Origin of the sequence: Ferrovibrio sp., assembly GCF_041906005.1 — a bacterium.
GTDB lineage: Bacteria > Pseudomonadota > Alphaproteobacteria > Ferrovibrionales > Ferrovibrionaceae > Ferrovibrio.
On record NZ_JAYRJY010000002.1, the window covers coordinates 76199 to 95966 of the forward strand.

A 19768-nucleotide genomic window follows, 5' to 3' on the forward strand; every position below is an offset into this window, starting at 1 on the left:
CATGGCCCAGCAACCGCGCACGGTGGCCGATAACCGCCGTGCGCGTTTTGATTATCATCTGGACGAAACCTTCGATGCCGGCATCGTGCTGGTCGGCTCCGAGGTGAAAGGTCTGCGCGGCGGCCGCGCCAGCATCCAGGATGCCTATGCCGCCGAGCAGGGCGGCGAGATCTGGCTGGTGAACTCGCATATCCCGGAATATGCCGGCGCCAACCGCTTCAACCATGAGCCGCGCCGGCCGCGCAAACTGCTGCTCAAGCAGAAGGAAATCGACAAGCTGATCGGCGCGTTAAAGCGCGGCGGCGTGACTTTGGTTCCTCTGAGCATATATTTCAACGAGCGCGGTCGGGCCAAGGTCAAGATCGCGCTGGCCCGCGGCAAGAAGCTGCACGACAAGCGCGAGACCGAGAAAACCCGCGACTGGAACCGCGAGAAACAGCGGCTGATGCGCAGCAAGGGCCGGGAATGATCGCGTAACCCTTCGGGAGGTGGCGATGAGCGATGACTACAAGCCGGGCCTGATCGGCCAGATCAAGGACAAGCTGATCGCCTCGAAGCAGCAATGGGCGAAAGACGGCAGGCTGCTGACCGGAGAAACCTCCGCGTCGAACCAGCGTCGCCTGCCGCCGGGACAGCGCCTGGTGCGCGACTGGCCGGTGCTCGATCTCGGCGTGCAGCCCAATATCCTGCTCGACCGCTGGCAACTCAGCGTCGGCGGACTGGTGCAGAACCCGGTCAGGCTGACCTGGAACGACTTCCTCGATCTGCCGCAGACCGACACCGTATCCGATATCCACTGCGTCACCGCCTGGTCGCGGTATGACAACCGGTGGACCGGCGTTCTGGCCAGCGATTTCCTCAAACTGGTGAAGCCGCATGCCGATGCGCACCATATCGTTTTCCAGTCCTACGACGGCTATGCCACCAACGTGACGCTGGAAATGTTTGCTGCTTCCGATGTGCTGCTGGCCCATTCCTGGGAAGGATCGCCGCTGACCCGCGAGCATGGCGGACCGGTGCGTATCGTTATGCCGAAATTCTATTTCTGGAAGTCGGCGAAATGGATCAAGCATATCGCCTTCCTCGACCGCGACGCACCCGGCTATTGGGAAGTGCGCGGATATCACAATACCGGCGATCCCTGGAAGGAAGAGCGCTACGGTTGATCCCGGCTCAAGCCGGTGACCATTCCATATCCGGATCCAGCGGATAGATCGGCCGTGGCACCTGCCGCCATGGCACATTTTGTAAAACCGGGGTGGTCAGCCCGGGTACGTCCACCTCGATGATGCGGTCGTCAGGGAAGAATTCGTCGAAGGCGGCACGGAAATGGCCGCGCGACTTCACCACCAGGCAGCGCAGCTTTGCGATATCGATCCCGAAAGTCTCGAAATACATCGGATCCAGCGCCTGATGCCGGATTGTGGTCACCACCACCTGGATGCCACCAACCGCGACCACGGCTGATCGGCCGATATTCAGCGTGCGACCTGCCGCCATGCCGCGGCGGCCGACAAAAATGCCATCGCTGAGCGCGACGACTTTGCCTGGGGCCGTGAAGGCTTCGGAGAAAGTGGTCGTCTCGCTGCGGTTGAAGCGTGCCTCGAATTCTGCGCCCAGACCCAGTCGATGCGCTTCGGCAGCCAGTTCCGGATCGTAGACCGGACCGATGGCGCAGCCGGTGACGCCGGCCTTGTGGAACGCGGCGAGAATGTAGGACGTATTGCCGCGACCGCCTCCGCCGGGATTATCCGCCACATCGGCAAACAAGAGGGCTGGCCGGCCAGCCTCTCGACCGCAGGCCAGCGCCATTGCCGTGGCATCCTGCAGCGGGGTGAGGCGGGTGATGAAGCGCTGCCGCTGCGACCAGGCATAAGCCGCGACGTCTCGTGCCACGGCTTTCGCCCGGGCAGGATCGGTCGCAGTGGCGATCACAGACATGCCATTCTTCGGCGTGTCGCCCAAAGTGAAGCCCGAAGATACCGAAACATCGATCACACCGTCTTTGACCTGCGATTGGCCATAGGCAATCACATCGGCATAGGGGCCCGATTTGGTGTTCTGGCTGGTCGAGGGCGGGATAAACGGCAGCTTGACGAAGGTGGAATGGGGCTTCATGCCGGCCAGGATAGCGCGCAGATGGCGGGCGCAATCCGCGCCGCGATCCGGCATGTCGGTATGCGGGTTGCAACGATACGCGACCAGTATGTCGGCAGCATCCACCATGGCTTGGCTGACATTGGCATGCAGGTCCAGGGTGGCGACGATGGGCACATCGGGCCCAACAATCTCGCGCACCGCGCGAAAGACGGTGCCGTCAGGGTCGATATCGCCTGTTGCGGTTGCAGCGCCATGCTGCGAGAGGAAAACCCCGTCCAGTGGGCCGGCGTTGCGCAGGTGCAGGCGCAGGCGTTCGATCACCCATTCGAAAAACGGCTGATCAACCGGACCGGAAGCGCCTACAGCAGCCATGATCAACGGCAGGCATTCCCATGGGCCGCTGGCGTTCATGGCAGCCGTGAACCCGGTTAGCGTCGTTGGACTGCGTGGGTTGGCGCCGGCCAGGTCGGCAAGCAAGGCATCGCCCTCCAGCAGTACGTTGGCGATGAATTCCTCGCGGGTCGAAATCGGCGCATGGCCGTTGCTTTCCAGCATGAAGCCACCGACCGCGATACGCGGTGCTTTTTGGGACGTATTACCGGACGTTATGGTTTCAGACCGCATCATGTGTTGACACCCGACTCCTTGCGACGCCCAATAATGGCGGGGACAGACTCATATGAAAAGGACTCAGGGGATGATGATTGTATCGCGGCGCCTGTTTATGGGCGGAACCTTCGCGGCGCTGACGACTGGCGGCATGGTCTCGTGCGGTCTCGCGCAGACGGCCGCGCAGTTGCGGATCGGTACCAAGCTGGAACTGAACACGCTCGATCCGCATTTCTTTAACGGCTTTCCGCAGGGTTCGTCGCATTCCACGATCTTCGACGCCCTGCTGTCCTACGACGAACAACTGCGTCTGCAGCCCGGCCTGGCCACGGCATGGCGCAGTGTCGACAATCTGACCTGGGAATTCGAACTGCGGCAGAACGTGAAGTTTCACGATGGTTCGCCGTTCACGGCCGACGATGTGATCGCCACGCTCGAGCGTGTGCCGAAAGTGCCGAACAGCCCGAACCCATTTACGTTCTTCACGCGCGCCATCGTATCCAGCGAGAAGCTGGGCGATCACCGCATCCGTTTCCGCACCGATGCGCCGACGCCAAGCCTGCCCAACGACCTGGCCCGTGTATTTATCATCTCAAAGAAATTCGTCGCCGCGAGCACTGCAGATTTCAATTCCGGTGCGGCCGCCATCGGCACTGGCCCCTACAAGGTGGTGGAATGGGTGAACAGCCAGCATCTGGTGCTGGATCGCAACCCCCTATACTGGGGGCCGGCACAGCCCTGGGCGCGCGTCACCGAGCGGGTGATCAAGAGCGATGCCGGTCGTATCGCCGGCCTGTTGTCCGGTGATCTGGATGCCATCGACGAGATACCGACGATTGATCTGCCGCGTATCCGCGAGGACAAGCGTTTCACGGTATCCAGCGGCACGGCGGCGACCGTGCAGTATATCGCCATGGATGCCGTGCGTGACGAGAGTCCGTTTGTCTCGGCCAAGGATGGTCAGCCGCCGCTGAAGGGCAATCCGCTGAAAGACCGCCGGGTGCGCCGGGCTCTGTCGCTGGCGATCAACCGGCAGCTCATCGTTGACCGTATTCTGGACAAATCAGGCGTACCGGCATCGCAATTCCTGCCGTCTCGGTTCGAGGGCACCAGCCCGAAACTGAAAGTGGAAGCGGCCGACCTGGAGCGGGCCAAGGCGCTGCTGAAGGAAGCAGGGTACGAGAATGGCTTCAAGATCACGCTGCACGCCACGAACGACCGCTATCCGAAGGACAAGGACATCGCTCAGGCGGTTGGTCAGGCGTGGACGCGCATCGGCTTGCAGGTAAATGTCGAAGCCCTGCCGGGAACGGTGTTCTTCAGCCAGGCCAGCAAGCAGGAATACTCCGCTTTCATGGCGCAATACGGCTCGGAGGATGCATCCATCGGTCCGCGCGTCCTGGTCCATACGCCGGGCGGTGGTTATGGCACGGCCAACCGCACCAAGTTCTCAGATCCAGCCATCGATGCGGTGGTCGAGAAGGCGCAGACCGAGATGGATCCGGCCAAGCGCAAACAGCTTGTGCAGCAGGCCATCGAGATGTCGATGGAGGCCCAGGCCATTATCCCGGTTTTCCATCCCAATGCAGAAATGGCCTGCAAGCGCGAGATGGTGATCACCCCGCGCCCGGAACGCCGGTTCAATGCCTTGATGCTGAAGCCCAAGGCCTGATTCCGACAGGATTGCCGCCGTCGTTCAGATGGCGGCGGCGATCCTGTCGAACACGGCGTGAAACATTGCCTCGGTCAACCGACCGGTATTCGTGTTGTAGCGCGAGCAATGGTAGCTGGAAAACAGCGTCACGCCATTCGGCATCCTGTGTTCCGAGCCATGGCCGAATGGCGCCGACGCGCGTTTGACCTTCAAGGTATCGAGCACGGCGACATGGGCGATCTGTCCGAGCGCCAGGATGGCCTTCAGATTCTTCAACGCCGCGATCTCATGCGCCAGGAAGCTGTTGCGGCAGGTTTTCGTTTCAGCCGGGGTCGGCTTGTTTTCCGGCGGCACGCATTTCACAGCATTGGTGATGCGGCAGCGCACGAGCTGCAGACCGTCATTCGGATCGGCGCGGAAAACGCCTTTGGCAAAACCGTATTTGATCAGCGTGCCATACAGCAGATCACCGGCATAATCGCCGGTGAAGGGCCGGCCGGTGCGATTGGCGCCCTTCAAGCCGGGTGCCAGGCCAACCACCAGCAGGGCAGGGTCTTTGTCGCCCCAGGGCGGCACCGGGCCGTTGAAGAAATCCGGATAGGCCTGGCGGTTCGCGTCGCGGAACTGAGCCAGACGTGGGCAGAACGGGCAATTGTGGCCCGGCTGAGGAGCAACAGTCATCGCGACAGGCGACGAACCGGTTAGCGCAGATGCTTGCGCGGATCGGCCGTGTCGATCTCGTCGAAATCGTCCATCGCCTGGGCCGGGCTGGGCGGCGCGCTGCTGGAGCCGGTGCGCAACGTGGCATGCACGCCGGCGGTGCGCGAGTGATCGCGGGCAGTCTGATCGCGCATGATCTTGGGCATCAGATCCTGCAATTCGATGAAGGTGTCGGCCTGGCGGCGCAGTTCGTCGGCCACCATGGGCGGTTGGGTCTTGGTCGAACTGACCACGCTGACACGTACGCCCTTGCGCTGCACGGCTTCGACCAGGCGGCGGAAATCGCCATCGCCCGAGAACAGCACGACATGGTCGATATGCGGCGCCATCTCCATCACGTCGATAGCCAGCTCGATATCCATGTTGCCCTTCACCTTACGGCGCCCCATGGCATCGGTGTATTCCTTGGCCGGCTTGGTCACCATGGTGAAGCCGTTATAATCCAGCCAGTCGATCAGCGGCCGCAGCGGCGAATATTCCTGATCCTCGACCAGTGCCGTGTAGTAGAAGGCGCGCACCAGATGCGATTCCTTGCGGAAGCTCTCGAGCAGGCGGCGGTAATCGATTTCGAAACCGAGGCTGCGGGCGGCGGAATACAGATTGGCGCCATCAATGAAAAGCGCCACGCGCTCCTGAGTATAGAACTTCATGATCTATTCCTTGCTGTATAGACTTGGGTTCAATGACCGTAACGTTTTATGTAATCCTTTGTGCGGCGGCGACAGGCCTAAGGCAAGAATAAAATCATGGCAACAGAGCGATCCGGCATCTTTGTCGCCTTGGGCGCCAATCTCCCGAGTGCGGTGCATGGCGCGCCACGCGCAACACTTGAGGCCGCCGTGCGGTTTCTCGCCCGCGAGGGTGTTCAGATTGTGAAACGCTCCTCATGGTGGCAGTCGGCGGCGCAGCCGGTCTCTGACCAGCCGGATTTCATCAACGGTGTTGTGGAAATCGGGTCGACATTGCCGCCGGATGGGCTGCTCGCGTTGCTGCATCGCATTGAGGCGTCTTTCGGACGGGTGCGCCAGACCCGCTGGGGGGCCCGGGTGCTGGACCTCGACCTGATCGATTACCGCGGCCAGAGCACCAGCGGCGAGGGCGGTGGTCTGATCCTTCCGCATCCGCGGCTGCAGGAGCGGCTGTTCGTGCTGCTGCCCCTGCAGGAAATCGCCCCGGAATGGCGGCATCCTGTTTCCGGGGTTGTTATCGACGCTCTGATTGGGCAGGCGAATGTCATTAAAATCAATAAGTTAGAATGATTTTCTTGGGTTTCCGGCCTGTTTTCTGCTTGTATAAGGGCTTGCAACCGCTGGGAATCGCCCTTAATAAGCGCGCTCCCGCTTTCCGCTGCCGATTTTACCGAGGGTAAACCATGGCCCGCGTCACCGTCGAAGATTGCGTCATCAAGATCCCGAACCGTTTCGAGCTGGTTCTGCTGGCCGCCCAGCGCGCCCGCGCCATCTCGTCGGGTGCTTCCCTGACGCTGGATCGCGACAACGACAAGAATCCGGTGGTCGCCCTGCGCGAAATCGCCGATGAAACCGTGGATATCGAAGGTCTGCGCCAGCGCATGATCGGCGGCATGCAGAAGCATGTCGAGGTCGACGAGCCGGAAGAGGACAACATGGCGGCCCTGATGCAGTCCGGCGAATGGGCCGGCGTGCAGCAGGACAATGAAGACCTTGCCGAAGGCATGTCGATCGACGAGACCGAGGGCGACGAGGGCCCCGAGGTCGCCGACGAAGCCGACGAGGCCTGATCCGGTCGCCTTGCATTTCCTGCAGGGCTGATTTCCCCGAATTCTGCTGCCGGCGGGCTTGTCCCCGCCGGTTTTTCGATCAAAATTACTCTTTATGTACAACCGTTTGCCGGAGGCGGAGAACGGGGCAGGAATGATGCGTCCGCGTGTCATGCGCCAGGTTGAGCTATTGGAAAAAGTCCTCGCCTACGATCCCGCGGCGGACGAGGACCTGCTGAACCGTGCCTACGTGTTCTCCATGAAAGCCCACGGGGCGCAGAAACGCGCCTCGGGTGACCCGTATTTTTCGCATCCCGTCGAGGTGGCCGGCATCCTGGCCGGCATGAAGCTCGACAGCACGGCGATCGCCACCGGCCTGCTGCACGACACCCTGGAAGACACCGTCGCCACGCCCGACGAAATCGAGAAGAATTTCGGTAGCGATGTGCTGCGCCTGGTCGATGGCGTCACCAAGCTGTCACGCATCGAGCTGCAGTCCGACCGCACGCGCCAGGCCGAGAATTTCCGCAAGCTGCTGCTGGCGATGTCGAACGACATCCGCGTGCTGCTGGTCAAGCTGGCAGACCGGCTGCACAACATGCGCACGCTGCATTTCATCAAGGACCCCGACAAGCGACGGCGCATCGCCAAGGAAACCATGGAAATCTTCGTCCCGCTGGCCGACCGCATCGGCATGCAGGATTTGAAGGAGGAACTGGAAGATCTGGCCTTCGCCGAATTGAACGGCGATGCGCGCGCCTCGATCATCGCGCGTCTGGATCAGTTGCGCAGCGAGGGCGGCAGCTTGGTCGATCGCATTGCCGACCGGCTGAAACGCACGCTGGCCGAAAACGGCATCGATGCCTGGGTGTCCGGCCGCGAGAAACGGCCGTTCTCGATCTGGGAGAAGATGCAGCGCAAGAACATCGCGTTCGAGCAGCTCTCCGACATCATGGCCTTCCGCATCGTGGTACGGGATCTGGCCGCCTGCTACCACGCGCTGGGTGTGGTGCATCAGACCTGGCCGTCGGTGCCGGGGCGCTTCAAGGATTATATTTCCACACCGAAGCAGAACGGCTATCGCAGCCTGCATTCCACGGTGATCGGCCCGGAAAACAAGCGGATCGAAATCCAGATCCGCACCCAGGAAATGCATGACATCGCCGATCTCGGCGTCGCCGCACACTGGCAATACAAGCATAACGGCCAGGCCGCGCCTGAGGCGGAAGCGCGGCAATATCGCTGGCTGCGCGAATTGCTGGAAATCTTGGAGCAGACCTCCGATCCGGAGGAATTCCTTGAGCATACCAAGCTCAACATGTTCCAGGATCAGGTATTCTGCTTCACGCCCAAAGGCGACCTGATCGCCCTGCCGCGCGACGCCACCGTGGTCGATTTCGCCTATGCGGTGCATTCCGACGTGGGCGACACGGCTGTTGGCGCCAAGGTGAATGGCCGCGTCGTGCCGCTGCGCACCGTGCTGCGCAACGGCGATCAGGTGGAAATCCTGCGTTCGAAAGTGCCGGCGCCGAATCCGACCTGGCTGAATTTTGTCAAATCGGGACGTGCCAAATCCTGCATCAACCGCTTCATTCGCCAGCAGCAGCGCGGCCAGTATCACGAACTTGGCAAGGCGATTCTGGTGAAGGCATTCCGCGAGCATGATGCCACCGCTTCGGAAAAGGCACTGGAACCGGCGGTGAAGGTGCTGAAGCTGCGCTCGGCCGACGATGTGTTTGTCGGTGTCGGCGAGGGCAACATCACCGCACGCCAGGTGCTCAACATCGTTTTCCCGGGCCAGAAGCAGGACGAGGCCGAGAAGGCGCCGCCGCTGCCCAGGCTGCACAAGGCCGAACATGGCAAGGGTGGCGGCATCCCGATCCGCGGCCTGATCCCCGGGATGGCGATGCATTTCGCCGGATGCTGCCATCCGCTTCCGGGTGACCGTATCGTCGGCATCGTCACCACCGGCAAGGGCGTGACGATCCACACCATCGATTGCGATGCGCTGGAACAGTTCGCCGAACAGCCCGAGCGCTGGCTCGATCTGGCCTGGGATGCACCCACAGAGAACGAGAAGGCCCACGGCCATGTCGGTCGCGTTAGCCTGGTGATCAACAACGAAACCGGCGCGCTCAGCGCGGTCACCACTGTTATCGCCAAGCACAAGGGCAACATCACCAACCTGAAGATCACCAATCGCAGCCCCGAATTCTTCGAGATGTTCGTGGATATCGAGGTACGCGACGTGAAACACCTGACCAACATCATCGCCGCCCTGCGCGCCACGCCGAGCATCAGCTCGGTGGAACGCGCCAAGGGCTGACCAGTACGGAGAAACGGGGGATCATGAATCGCGAGGACGTGTTACGGCATTACCGGGAGTCCGGTGCATTGCTGGAAGGCCATTTTCTGCTCACCTCCGGCCTGCACAGCCCGGTCTATATGCAGTCGGCGCGCGTGCTGATGCATCCCGAACGCGCCGAGGCCCTGTGCAAGGCGCTGGCCGACGCGATCCGTGCCAAGCTGGGGCCGAAGCCGGTCGATCTGGTCTGTTCGCCGGCCATGGGCGGCGTGGTTGTTGGCTACGAGCTGGCGCGGCAGTTGGGCGTGCCGTCGATCTTCACAGAACGGGTGGATGGGAAATTCACCCTGCGCCGCGGCTTCGATATCCCCAAGGGGGCCCGCGTGCTGATGGCGGAAGATGTGGTCACCACCGGAAAGTCCAGCCGCGAATGCATCGATTGCATTTCAGCCCATGGCGGCGTCACGGTCGCGGCCTCCTGCATCGTTGACCGGTCGGACGGTGAGGTCGATCTGGGCGTGCCGCTGTTTTCGCTCTGCGGCTTCAAGGTGCCGGCCTATCGCGAGGATGAACTGCCGCCTGAACTGCAGAAGATTCCGGCAATCAAGCCCGGCTCGCGTAATCTGGCGTAAGGGAGAGGAGGGCGGTGATGACTTCGCGGATTCTGCGTCTGGGCGTCAACATCGATCACGTTGCCACCATCCGCAATGCACGCGGCGGGCACCATCCCGATCCTGTGCGCGCCGCGAAGCAGGCCGCGGCTGCCGGCGCAGATGGCATCACGGCCCATCTGCGCGAAGACCGCCGCCATATTTCCGACAGCGATATCGACCGGTTGATGGCCGAGATCGATCTGCCGCTCAATCTGGAAATGGCTGCCACCGAAGAAATGCTGGCCATCGCGCTGCGCCACAAGCCACATGCGAGCTGCATCGTGCCCGAGCGGCGCGAGGAACGCACCACCGAAGGTGGTCTGGATGCAGCCGGTCAGTATGATCACTTGGCGCCGATGATCGAAAGGCTGTCGGCAGCGGGTATCCGCGTATCGCTGTTCATCGAACCATCCGTCCGCCAGCTCGATGCTGCAAAAAAGTTGGGGGCTCCGGTCGTTGAACTGCATACCGGTCGCTACTGCGAAACCAGTGGCGAGGCGCAGGCCGCCGAATTGCAGCGTATCGAGCAGGCCGCCATCCATGCGCATGCCATTGGACTGGAATGCCATGCCGGCCATGGCCTGAGTTTCGATACGGTGATGCCGGTAGCGGCAATCCCAACCATTGTCGAACTCAATATAGGCCATTTCCTGATCGGCGAGGCGATCTTCAGCGGGCTGGACAGCGCGATCCGGCGCATGCGCGCCCTGATGAATGACGCCCGCGGCGTCACCGGCCGTACGGCCTGAGTGATGATGCGATGATCATCGGCCTCGGTTCCGACCTGATTGATATCCGCCGTATCGAGCAGACCATTGCCCGTTTCGGCGACCGTTTCCTCGATCGTATCTTCACGCCGGTCGAGAAGGCGCGGTCCGAGCGCCGTCAACTCACCCGCATCGAATCCTACGCCAAGCGTTTCGCGGCCAAGGAGGCTTGCTCCAAGGCGTTGGGCACCGGTTTCCGCAAGGGGGTGTTCTGGCGCGATATGGGCGTGGTCAACCTGCGCAGCGGCAAGCCGTCCATGGCCCTGACCGGCGGGGCGCTGGCCCAGTTGCAAAGCCTGTTGCCGCCCGGTCACGAGGCCCAGATCGATGTGTCGCTGACCGACGAACCGCCGCTCGCCCAGGCCATTGTCATCATCACGGCAAGGCCGATATTGCCCCCCGGATTGCCGACGGCAGCGGGTGCTTGACTTTGCTGGCTGGTTGCCGGCTTGATGCAGCCCCGGCTGGGGCTAAAATGGCCTTAAGGGATTGATTTATATGGATCGGGAGCAGGTGGTGGCGAAGCACAAAACGCGTGGCGGAGAACTCTGGGACAGCCTCCGCACCCTCGTTTATGCCGTGCTGATCGCGCTGGGCATCCGCACCGTCGCCTACGAACCCTTCCACATCCCCTCGGAATCCATGCTGCCGACCTTGCTGGTTGGCGATTATGTCTTCGTTTCCAAATACGCCTATGGCTACAGCAAGTATTCCCTGCTGTTCAGCCCGCCGATTTTCGAGGGCCGCATTCTGGGCTCCGAACCCAAGCGCGGCGACGTCGTGGTGTTTCGCTGGCCGCATGATCCTTCGGTTGACTACATCAAGCGCCTGATCGGCCTGCCGGGCGACCGCATCCAGATGCGCGAAGGCGTGTTGTATCTGAACGGCGAGCCGGTGAAGCGCCGGCGCGTCGAGGATTTCGAGCGCCGCGACCGGTTCGGCAATCTGGTCGAACGCAACCAGCAATGGGAAGAGACCTTGCCGGCCGATGGCAAGAATCCGGCCGTCACCTATCGCACGCTGGATCTTTATGCCTACAGTTCCAGCGACAATACCGGGGTCTATACTGTACCGCCCGGCCATTATTTCATGATGGGCGACAATCGCGACAACTCGCAGGATAGCCGCGTGGCGCTTGAGGTCGGCGGCGTCGGCTATGTGCCGTCGGATCATCTGATTGGCCGCGCCGATGTGCGCTGGATTTCGATTGAGCCCTCGGCCTCGCTGTTGAAGCCGTGGACGTGGTTCAGTGCCCTGCGCTGGAACCGGATGTTCACGGGCATCGACTGAGGCGGGCGTGACGGCAGATACCCGGAAATCCCCGCTCGAGGCATTGCAGCAGACGCTCGGCCATAAATTCGCCGATCCCAAGCTGCTGGAGGAAGCCCTGGTGCATCCTTCGGCCAACCCGCGACGTAGCCGGTCGAAGTCGGCGCGCCAGAAAGCGCCGGATGCTCCCCCGGCGATGCGCGATTACAATCGGCTCGAATTCATCGGCGACCGCGTGCTGGGCCTGGTGGTTGCCACCCTGCTGGCCGAACGCTTCCCGCAGGCCGAAGCTGGCGAACTGGCCTTGCGCTACAATGCGCTGGTCAAGCAGGAAAGCTTGGCGCGGTTCGCGCAGTCTCTGGGCTTGGGTGATTTCATCCAGCTATCGCGCTCCGAGCGTGATTCCGGTGGCGCCGGCAAGCCGGCGATCCTGGCTGATGCATGCGAGGCCGTGGTGGCGGCATTGTATCTCGATGGCGGCCTGCGGGTGGCCGAAAAGTTCGTGCGCCGCTACATGGTGCCGATGCTGGACGAGGTCACCGGCGGGGCGTCGAAGGATCCCAAGACGGCCCTGCAGGAATGGGCCGCGGCCCGTGGCATGGCCGCGCCGAAATATGATGTGGTCAGCCAGGAAGGTCCGCCGCATGAACCCCGCTTCACCGTCGCGGTGCGGTTGGGCAGTGGCGATCCCGAACGCGGGCAGGGCGGTTCGAAACGCGCCGCCGAACAGGAAGCGGCCGGTCGTTTGTTGGGCCGGCTTGAAAACGGAAAGAAATGAACGAAGCCAACACCAGTACCCCGGCGACGCCGCATTGCGGTTATGTCGCCATCATCGGTGCGCCGAATGCCGGTAAATCGACGCTGCTGAACCGTCTGGTCGGCGCGAAGGTCTCGATCGTCTCCAAAAAGGTGCAGACCACGCGGGCGCGCATCACCGCGATCGCCGTGCAGGGTGATGCGCAGGTGATTTTCCTCGACACGCCGGGCATTTTCACGCCCAAGCGCCGGCTTGACCGCGCCATGGTGAATGCGGCGTGGAGTGGCGTCGACGATGCCGATGCCGTGTTGCTGCTGGTGGATGCCGAGCGTGGCTTCGACGACGAATCCCGCGCCATCGTGGATGCGCTGCAGGGGCGCAAACGCGGCCATGTGCTGTTGGCCTTGAACAAGGTCGATGCCGTGCCGCGCGAAAAGCTGCTCGGCCTGGCCAAGGCTTTGAGCGAAGCCTATCCCTTCGAGCGCATCTTCATGATCTCGGCCCAGAAGGGCACCGGCGTCGATGACGTCCTGCGCGATCTGGCCGGCCGCATGCCGCCTGGGCCGTGGCTCTATCCGGAAGACCAGTTGGCCGATGTGCCGATGCGCTTCCTCGCCGCCGAGATCACCCGCGAGCAGGTTTATCACAGTCTGCACGATGAGCTGCCTTACGCGATCACGGTCGAGACCGAGAACTGGAAGGACCAGAAGGACGGCTCCGCCCGTATCGATCAGGTGATCTATGTCGAGCGCGAGGGCCAGAAGAAGATCGTGCTGGGCGAGGGCGGCCAGATGATCAAGCGCATCGGCGCCTTCGCCCGCAAGATCATGGAAGAACAGTTCGAGCGACGCGTGCATCTGTTCCTGTTTGTGAAGGTGCGCGAGGACTGGGGCGACGACCCGGAACGCTACGAGGCGATGGGCCTCGATTTCCCGAAGAAGTAGTCGGGTTAGACGCCCACCATCAGCATGAACAGCGGCACGGTGACGAAAGCCAGGATCGTGCTGGCCGTCACGATGGCGGCTGCCATCGGCGCATCGCCGCCCATCTGGCGGGCCAGGATATAGCTGGCGCTGGCTGTCGGCATGGTGCCCCACAGCACCAGCACCTTGGTCTCCAGCGGCCCCAGGCCCCACAGCCGGCTGAGGCCGAACAGCACCACTGGATAGACCATCAGTTTCAGCACGCAGGCGATGCCCACGGCGCGCCCGGCATTCTTGGCCGCTTCCCATTGCAGGCCGGCACCCACGGTCAGCAGGCCCATGGGCGCGGCCATGCTGCCCAGCATCTTGAATACTGGTTCGATACCCCGCGGCAGCGACAGGTCGAGACCGTTCATCAGGATGCCGGCCAGGCAGGCGATGATCAGCGGGTTCTTGATCAGGAACATCGCCTGGTTCTTGAAACTGGTGCTCTGGCCGTGGTCACCGTAACGAGCCAGGGTCAGCACGCACATCACGTTGATGGTCGGAATCGCCAGCGCGATGGTGACGGCGAATAATGTGATGCCGGCGCCGCCTTCCAATGCCGCCACGGCGCCGAGGCCGACAAAGGTATTGAACCGCACTGCACCCTGGAAGATCGAGGTGAAGCCGGGGCCGTTCACCTTCGCCAGCGGCCTAAGCGCATAAACCAGTCCGGCCTGCAGCAGCAAAGCGGCAAGCAATGCGCCCAGCATGCCGCTGGGATCGAAATCGCCCAGCTTGGCGCTGCTCAGATTGTCGACCAGCAGGGCCGGGAAGAAGATGAAGTAGGTGACCTTGTCAGCCAGCGGCCAGAACGCGTCGCCTGGAAAGTTCCCGCGTTTCATCGCGCCGCCGATGGCGATCAGCAGGAAGATCGGAACGATGGCGAAGATGACGGACAGCATGGAAAGACTCGGGCGAGGCGTATTTTGCCCGACTGTAGCGGATGTGAGAGAAAGCGGAAACCGATCCGCTTACGGCGTCGCCAGCAGAATCAGCAGTTCCATCGCGCGATTGGCGAAACCAAAGCCCAGATACAGCGCAAAGGCGCGCAGGGCGGCATCGTACCAGCCGATATGGTCGCAGGTGGCTGTCGATGAGCGGATATAACGCGTCGGGGTTTCGGCCAGTTCGACCGGCAGGGCTGGCACGGTGATCGGCTCGAGGTTCACCCGTTCGGGAATCAGGTATTCGGCCACCCTGGTCCGGGTCGGACCATAGATGCGCCGCCAGCGGAAAGCTTCGGCTTCGGCGCTGTCGGCATTGCTGAGGGAGGCACGCGGAATCCAGCTGTCGGCCATCCTGGTCAGGACGACATAGCGGGGGACAACGATTTCTGCCTGCATGCCCATGTTTCAAACCTTGTCAAAACATCATTAAGAAACATTAAAGACAGGTTAATTTTTTCATCCTTGACGGGCATTGCGTCGGCCGGGTCGGCGCGGCGAAGATGTTTACCATGTTTCGCAACTGGACCGTCTTCATCGGGAAAGTGCTGTATGGCGCCGGCCGCGCCATGGTGAACAGCCTGTCTTTCGAACTGGCCGGCCATATCGCCTATACCGGCCTGCTGGCGATCTTTCCCTTCCTGATTTTCCTCGCCGCCCTGGCCGGCTTCCTCGCCGGCGTGCTGGGGGAATATGGCGGCAGCCTGGCCTCGGTGCAGGCGATGCTGGACCTGCTGCCCGAGGATGTTCGGGCCACGCTCAGTCCGGTGATCCGAGAAGTGCTGGCGCGACGCGACGGCGGCCTGCTCACGCTCGGCCTGATCGGCGCGTTATGGGTGGCATCCAGCGGGATCGACGCGCTGCGGATCGCCCTGAACAGCTCTTACGGCTTCAGCGAGCCGCGGCCATGGTGGCTGATCCGGCTGGGCAACCTGGGGGCCATCCTGCTCGGCGGCTTCGTGTTCATCCTGCTGTCGGTGGCGATCGTGCTGGGGCCGCTGATCTGGCAGGGGCTGCTTTGGCTTTTCCCCTTGAGCAATGCTGAGCGCTGGGCCTTCATCCTGTTTCGGTATGGCATTGCCGCGCTGGTGCTGACGGCGGGCCTGCTGGCCCTGCATCGCTGGCTGCCCGGCCGGCACCTGAAATGGCGCCATCTGTTGCCGGGGGCGCTGGCGACCACTGTGCTGTGGCTGGTCGCGGCCGGAATGTTCTCGCTCTACGTGGCGCGGCTGGGCAATTACAGCGCCACCTATGGCAGCCTGGGCGGGGTGATCGTCACCCTAGTCTTCTTCTACGTCTCGGCCGTGCTGTTCATTTTCGGCGCCGAGGTGAATGCCGCCCTGCTGCGGCGCAGAAGCGTCAAAAAACCGCCTGTCGACGCTGCCTAGGCTCTGGCCCGCCGCCAGTCCGCTGGCTATGCTCCGTGTCCGGTTTTTAGTTTGCCAAGGACGGGACCAGCAGATGAGCAAGAAGACCAAGAAAGCCCCGGCGAAAAAGCGCACGGGCGCCGTGATGAAGGGCGGGAAATTCGACAAGTCCAACCTGCCGAGCCGGCATGTGACGGTCGGCCCCGAGCGCGCCCCGCACCGCAGCTATTACTACGCCATGGGCCTGACCGAGCAGGAGATCAACCAGCCCTTCGTCGGCGTGGTCACCACCTGGAACGAGGCCGCGCCCTGCAACATCACGCTGGGCCGCCAGGCGCAGGCGGTGAAGAAGGGCGTGAAGGCCGCCGGCGGCACGCCGCGTGAATTCACCACCATTACCGTCACCGACGGCATCGCCATGGGCCACCAGGGCATGAAGTCGTCGCTGGTCAGCCGCGAGGCCATTGCGGATTCCACCGAACTGACCGTGCGCGGCCACTGCTACGACGCGCTGGTGGGCCTGGCTGGCTGCGACAAGTCGCTGCCCGGCCTGATGATGGCGATGGTACGCCTGAACGTGCCCTCCATCTTCATGTATGGCGGCTCGATCCTGCCGGGCCGCTTCCGCGGCAAGGACGTGACCGTGGTGGATGTGTTCGAAGCCGTGGGCCAGCATGCCGCCGGCAAGATGAACGTGAAGGACCTGCACGAGCTGGAATGCGTGGCCTGCCCCTCGGCCGGGTCCTGCGGCGGCCAGTTCACCGCCAACACCATGGCCTGCGTGTCGGAAGCCATTGGCCTGGCGATCCCGGGTTCGGCCGGCGCGCCGGCGCCGTATGAAACCCGCGACCAGTATGCCGAAGCCTCGGGCCGGCAGATCATGGAGCTGATCAAGCTTGGGATCCGCCCGCGCGACATCGTTACCCGCAAGTCGCTGGAGAATGCCGCCCGCGTGGTGGCCGCCACCGGCGGTTCGACCAACGGCGCGCTGCATCTGCCCGCCATTGCGCACGAGGCCGGCATCAAGTTCGACCTCGATGACGTGGCCAAGATCTTCAAGTCCACGCCCTACATCGCCGACCTCAAGCCGGGCGGGCGCTATGTCGCCAAGGACATGTACGAGATCGGCGGCGTGCAGGTGGTGCTGAACGAGCTGATGAAGGGCGGCTATATCCACGGCGACTGCCTGACAGTGACCGGCAAGACCATCGAGCAGAACCTGAAGGGCGTGAAGTTCCCCAAGAACCAGGACGTGGTGCGCCCGATCACCAACCCGATCACGCCGACCGGCGGCGTGGTTGGCCTGAAGGGCAACCTGGCGCCGCGCGGCGCCATCGTGAAGGTGGCCGGCATGGCGCGGCTGAAGCATGTGGGCCCGGCCCGCGTGTTCGACTCTGAAGAAGCCGCTTTTGATGCCGTGCAGAACAAGAAGTACAAGGAAGGCGATGTGATCGTCATCCGCTACGAGGGCCCGAAGGGTGGCCCGGGCATGCGCGAGATGCTCTCCACCACCTCGGCGATCTACGGTCAGGGCATGGGCGAGAAGGTGGCGCTGATCACCGACGGCCGCTTCTCGGGCGGCACGCGCGGCTTCTGCGTCGGCCATGTGGGGCCGGAAGCGGCGGTCGGCGGGCCGATTGGCCTGATCAAGAACGGCGACATCATCACCATCGACGCGGTGAAGGGTGTGCTCAGCGTCGACGTCTCGGCCAAGGAGATGGCGGCGCGGAAGAAGAAGTGGAAGCCGCGCAAGACCGACTACCAGTCGGGCGCGCTGTGGAAATACGCCCAGACCGTGGGCGACGCCCATGACGGCGCCGTGACCCATCCCGGCGGCAAAGCGGAAACGCATTGCTACGCGGATATCTGAGCACGACCACACGAAGGGCGCCCAACGCGGCGCCCTTCCTCATTCCACCATAAAAAAACGACGAGCTCCCCATGACCTATACGATTGCCATTGCCGGCTTCCAGCACGAGACCAATACCTTCGCGCCGCAGAAGGCGACGCTGGACAAGTTCATCGAGGGCGAGGGCTGGCCGCCGCTGACCGAGGGCAAGGCGATCTTCGAGGTGTTCGAGCCGATGAACATTCCCATCGGCGGCTTCATCACCTCAGGCCGCGCGAAGGGCTGGGCGCTGGAGCCCATCGTCTGGGCGGCGGCGCAGCCGAGCAGCTACGTCACCGACGAAGCCTTCGAGTTTGTCGCGAAGAAGATCACCGACGGCCTATTGAGGCTGAAGGGCCGGATCGACGCCGTCTATCTGGACCTGCACGGCGCGATGGTGACCGAGAGCTTTGAGGACGGCGAAGGCGAATTGCTGCGCCGCGTGCGCGCTACTGTAGGCCCCGACCTGCCGGTGATGGCGAGCCTGGACCTGCATGCCAACGTGACGGAGGCCATGGTGCGGCACAGCGACCTGCTGATCGCCTACCGCACCTATCCGCACCTGGACATGGCGGTGACCGGCGGCCGGGTGGCGCGGCAGCTGGAAAAACGCCTGACCGGTGAGCGACCCAAACAGGCGAAGGCCCTGCGCCGCGTGCCCTTCCTGATCCCGCTCACCGCGCAATGCACCTTCCTGGAACCATGCAAGAGCATCTACGAGACGCTGGGGGAAATGGAGCGCGGCGCGGTTTCTTCTTTAAGCTTCTCGCCCGGCTTCCACCCGGCCGACATCGCTGAATGCGGCCCGACCATCGTGGCCTATGCCGATAGCCAAGAGGCCGCCGACAAGGCCGCCGACGATCTGGCCCGCCACATCACCGAGCGCGAGGCCGAGTTCAGGCTCAACCTGCTCTCGCCCGTGGATGCCATCGAGCAGGCGCGCCGGATGATCCAGGGCGGTGCGCGCAAGTCGGTGGTGCTGGCTGACGTGCAGGACAATGCCGGCACCGGCGCGACCTCGGACACCACCGGGCTGCTCGCCGCGCTGATCGAGCAGGGTGTGCCCGATGCCACGCTGGGCCTGCTGTTCGACCCCGAAGCCGCGCGCATCGCGCACCAGGCCGGGCAGGGCGCCGAGATCGAACTGCAGGTCGGCGGGCGCTACTTCGACGGCGCCAAGCCCTACCGCAACCGCTTCACCGTCTCAGCACTCAACGACGGCCGGTTCCTCTGCACCGGGCCGTTCTACAAGGGCACGCGCATGGCGCTCGGCCCCATGGCGCGGCTGACCTGCAAAACGCCGGGGGGCAGCGTGGATGTGGTGCTCAACTCCGTGCGCGTGCAGGCGGCCGACAAGGAGATGTTCCGGCATCTGGGGATCGAGCCGGGCGAGCGGCAGATCGTGGGCCTGAAAAGCACCGTGCATTTCCGCGGCGACTTCACCGACATCGCCCACGAGATCCTGAACGTGGAAAGCCCCGGCGCCTTCGTGGAGCGCGCCGAGACCCTGCCATACCGCCGCCTGCGCAAGGGCATCCGGCTCAGCCCGCTCGGCCGCGCCAACGCCTGAGGCCGCATCCCGCCTTGTGGCGCTGTTCCGCGCCGGCTTTGCGTCGTTTTGCGATGGTTTTGCATAGGTAAGTCATTGATTCTGTGTAAATGGCGTTTTCCATAATCCGGCGGGTCGGTGTTATGCCGGTCATTGGAACATGTAGGGAACGAGGCGGCGGGATCAAGGGGCGGGCACCCCACTGGTTACGTCATGGCCGGGCCACCGGGTCCGACCGAAGGTCGGGCCGGCGGTAAACTTCACGGCCCGGTCTCTCCAACCCACAGCCGTCATGCTCGGGCTTGGCCCGAGCATCCACGTTTTGCTTTTTTAAAAAAGGGAACTCGTGGATGGCCGGGCCCAGGAAACTCTTCTTGCCCGGCCATGACGGCCTATGTAACGGAACGGCCCGCATACACTCGTCCTCATGCATGAATATGCGCGATGAGCATGTCGCGTCGGTTTCTTCTGCGACACGC

The 19768-nt window shown here is 63.0% G+C and carries 20 protein-coding genes; 15 read left to right on the forward strand and 5 right to left on the reverse strand.

The annotated features are described in order from the left end of the window. Position 1: 1 nt before the first annotated feature. Positions 2-469, forward strand: a complete 468-nt coding sequence (gene smpB / locus ACE3OO_RS17475) for an SsrA-binding protein SmpB (protein WP_374304789.1) — start codon at positions 2-4, stop codon at positions 467-469. Between the two features lie 25 nt (positions 470-494). After that, positions 495-1166, forward strand: coding sequence for a sulfite oxidase-like oxidoreductase (locus ACE3OO_RS17480; protein ID WP_374304790.1), 672 nt, complete (start codon positions 495-497; stop codon positions 1164-1166). 7 nt (positions 1167-1173) lie between these two features. On the opposite strand, the gene ACE3OO_RS17485 is transcribed toward ACE3OO_RS17480, so the two are convergent. Then, a complete protein-coding gene (locus ACE3OO_RS17485) occupies positions 1174-2727 on the reverse strand; it encodes a M81 family metallopeptidase (RefSeq protein WP_374304791.1) in 1554 nt (517 codons plus the stop codon). Positions 2728-2797: 70 nt separating this feature from the next. On the opposite strand from ACE3OO_RS17485, the gene ACE3OO_RS17490 reads away from it, so the two are divergent. Next, positions 2798-4381: an ABC transporter substrate-binding protein gene (locus ACE3OO_RS17490; RefSeq protein ID WP_374304792.1), complete on the forward strand. Its 1584-nt coding sequence runs from the start codon at positions 2798-2800 to the stop codon at positions 4379-4381. 24 nt (positions 4382-4405) lie between these two features. On the opposite strand, the gene ACE3OO_RS17495 is transcribed toward ACE3OO_RS17490, so the two are convergent. Both ACE3OO_RS17495 and ACE3OO_RS17500 read right to left on the reverse strand, forming a co-directional pair. Continuing rightward, positions 4406-5044, reverse strand: a complete 639-nt coding sequence (locus tag ACE3OO_RS17495; protein WP_374304794.1) for a uracil-DNA glycosylase — start codon at positions 5042-5044, stop codon at positions 4406-4408. A gap of 20 nt (positions 5045-5064) precedes the next feature. Beyond that, the gene (locus ACE3OO_RS17500) at positions 5065-5733 is read right to left on the reverse strand and encodes an NYN domain-containing protein (RefSeq protein ID WP_374304796.1); all 669 of its coding nucleotides are present in this window, start codon (positions 5731-5733) and stop codon (positions 5065-5067) included. A gap of 96 nt (positions 5734-5829) precedes the next feature. Between ACE3OO_RS17500 and folK the strand changes: the two genes are divergently transcribed. The 9 genes from folK (at position 5830) to era (ending at position 13516) form a co-directional block, all read left to right on the forward strand. Beyond that, positions 5830-6342 (forward strand): 2-amino-4-hydroxy-6-hydroxymethyldihydropteridine diphosphokinase, encoded by a 513-nt coding sequence (folK, locus tag ACE3OO_RS17505; protein ID WP_374304797.1) that lies wholly within the window; start codon positions 5830-5832, stop codon positions 6340-6342. 113 nt (positions 6343-6455) lie between these two features. Beyond that, positions 6456-6842 (forward strand): DNA-directed RNA polymerase subunit omega, encoded by a 387-nt coding sequence (gene rpoZ / locus ACE3OO_RS17510; RefSeq protein WP_374304799.1) that lies wholly within the window; start codon positions 6456-6458, stop codon positions 6840-6842. 133 nt (positions 6843-6975) lie between these two features. Continuing rightward, entirely contained in the window at positions 6976-9147 is a 2172-nt protein-coding gene (locus ACE3OO_RS17515) for a bifunctional (p)ppGpp synthetase/guanosine-3',5'-bis(diphosphate) 3'-pyrophosphohydrolase (RefSeq protein ID WP_374304800.1), read from the forward strand. Between the two features lie 23 nt (positions 9148-9170). Continuing rightward, positions 9171-9758 (forward strand): orotate phosphoribosyltransferase, encoded by a 588-nt coding sequence (gene pyrE / locus ACE3OO_RS17520; RefSeq protein WP_374304801.1) that lies wholly within the window; start codon positions 9171-9173, stop codon positions 9756-9758. 17 nt (positions 9759-9775) lie between these two features. After that, on the forward strand, positions 9776-10528 hold the full coding sequence (locus ACE3OO_RS17525; protein WP_374304802.1) for a pyridoxine 5'-phosphate synthase: 753 nt from the start codon (positions 9776-9778) through the stop codon (positions 10526-10528). Positions 10529-10539: 11 nt separating this feature from the next. Then, entirely contained in the window at positions 10540-10974 is a 435-nt protein-coding gene (gene acpS, locus ACE3OO_RS17530) for a holo-ACP synthase (RefSeq protein ID WP_374304804.1), read from the forward strand. A gap of 70 nt (positions 10975-11044) precedes the next feature. After that, the gene (gene lepB / locus ACE3OO_RS17535) at positions 11045-11836 is read left to right on the forward strand and encodes a signal peptidase I (RefSeq protein ID WP_374304806.1); all 792 of its coding nucleotides are present in this window, start codon (positions 11045-11047) and stop codon (positions 11834-11836) included. A gap of 7 nt (positions 11837-11843) precedes the next feature. After that, positions 11844-12593, forward strand: coding sequence for a ribonuclease III (rnc, locus tag ACE3OO_RS17540; protein WP_374304807.1), 750 nt, complete (start codon positions 11844-11846; stop codon positions 12591-12593). Further along, positions 12590-13516, forward strand: coding sequence for a GTPase Era (gene era / locus ACE3OO_RS17545; RefSeq protein ID WP_374304809.1), 927 nt, complete (start codon positions 12590-12592; stop codon positions 13514-13516). Before rnc ends, era begins: the two co-directional genes overlap by 4 nt. 5 nt (positions 13517-13521) lie before the next feature. Here the strand turns inward: era and ACE3OO_RS17550 are convergent, their stop codons facing one another. Next, entirely contained in the window at positions 13522-14442 is a 921-nt protein-coding gene (locus tag ACE3OO_RS17550) for an AEC family transporter (RefSeq protein ID WP_374304810.1), read from the reverse strand. A 69-nt stretch (positions 14443-14511) separates the two neighbouring features. Continuing rightward, a complete protein-coding gene (locus ACE3OO_RS17555; RefSeq protein ID WP_374304811.1) occupies positions 14512-14889 on the reverse strand; it encodes a hypothetical protein in 378 nt (125 codons plus the stop codon). A gap of 107 nt (positions 14890-14996) precedes the next feature. On the opposite strand from ACE3OO_RS17555, the gene ACE3OO_RS17560 reads away from it, so the two are divergent. From ACE3OO_RS17560 to ACE3OO_RS17570, 3 genes are all read left to right on the forward strand, one after another. Further along, positions 14997-15872, forward strand: a complete 876-nt coding sequence (locus ACE3OO_RS17560) for a YihY/virulence factor BrkB family protein (protein WP_374304812.1) — start codon at positions 14997-14999, stop codon at positions 15870-15872. A 124-nt stretch (positions 15873-15996) separates the two neighbouring features. Continuing rightward, the gene (ilvD, locus tag ACE3OO_RS17565; RefSeq protein ID WP_374305431.1) at positions 15997-17721 is read left to right on the forward strand and encodes a dihydroxy-acid dehydratase; all 1725 of its coding nucleotides are present in this window, start codon (positions 15997-15999) and stop codon (positions 17719-17721) included. Positions 17722-17792: 71 nt separating this feature from the next. Then, positions 17793-19310 (forward strand): M81 family metallopeptidase, encoded by a 1518-nt coding sequence (locus ACE3OO_RS17570; protein WP_374304814.1) that lies wholly within the window; start codon positions 17793-17795, stop codon positions 19308-19310. Positions 19311-19768 lie beyond the last annotated feature (458 nt).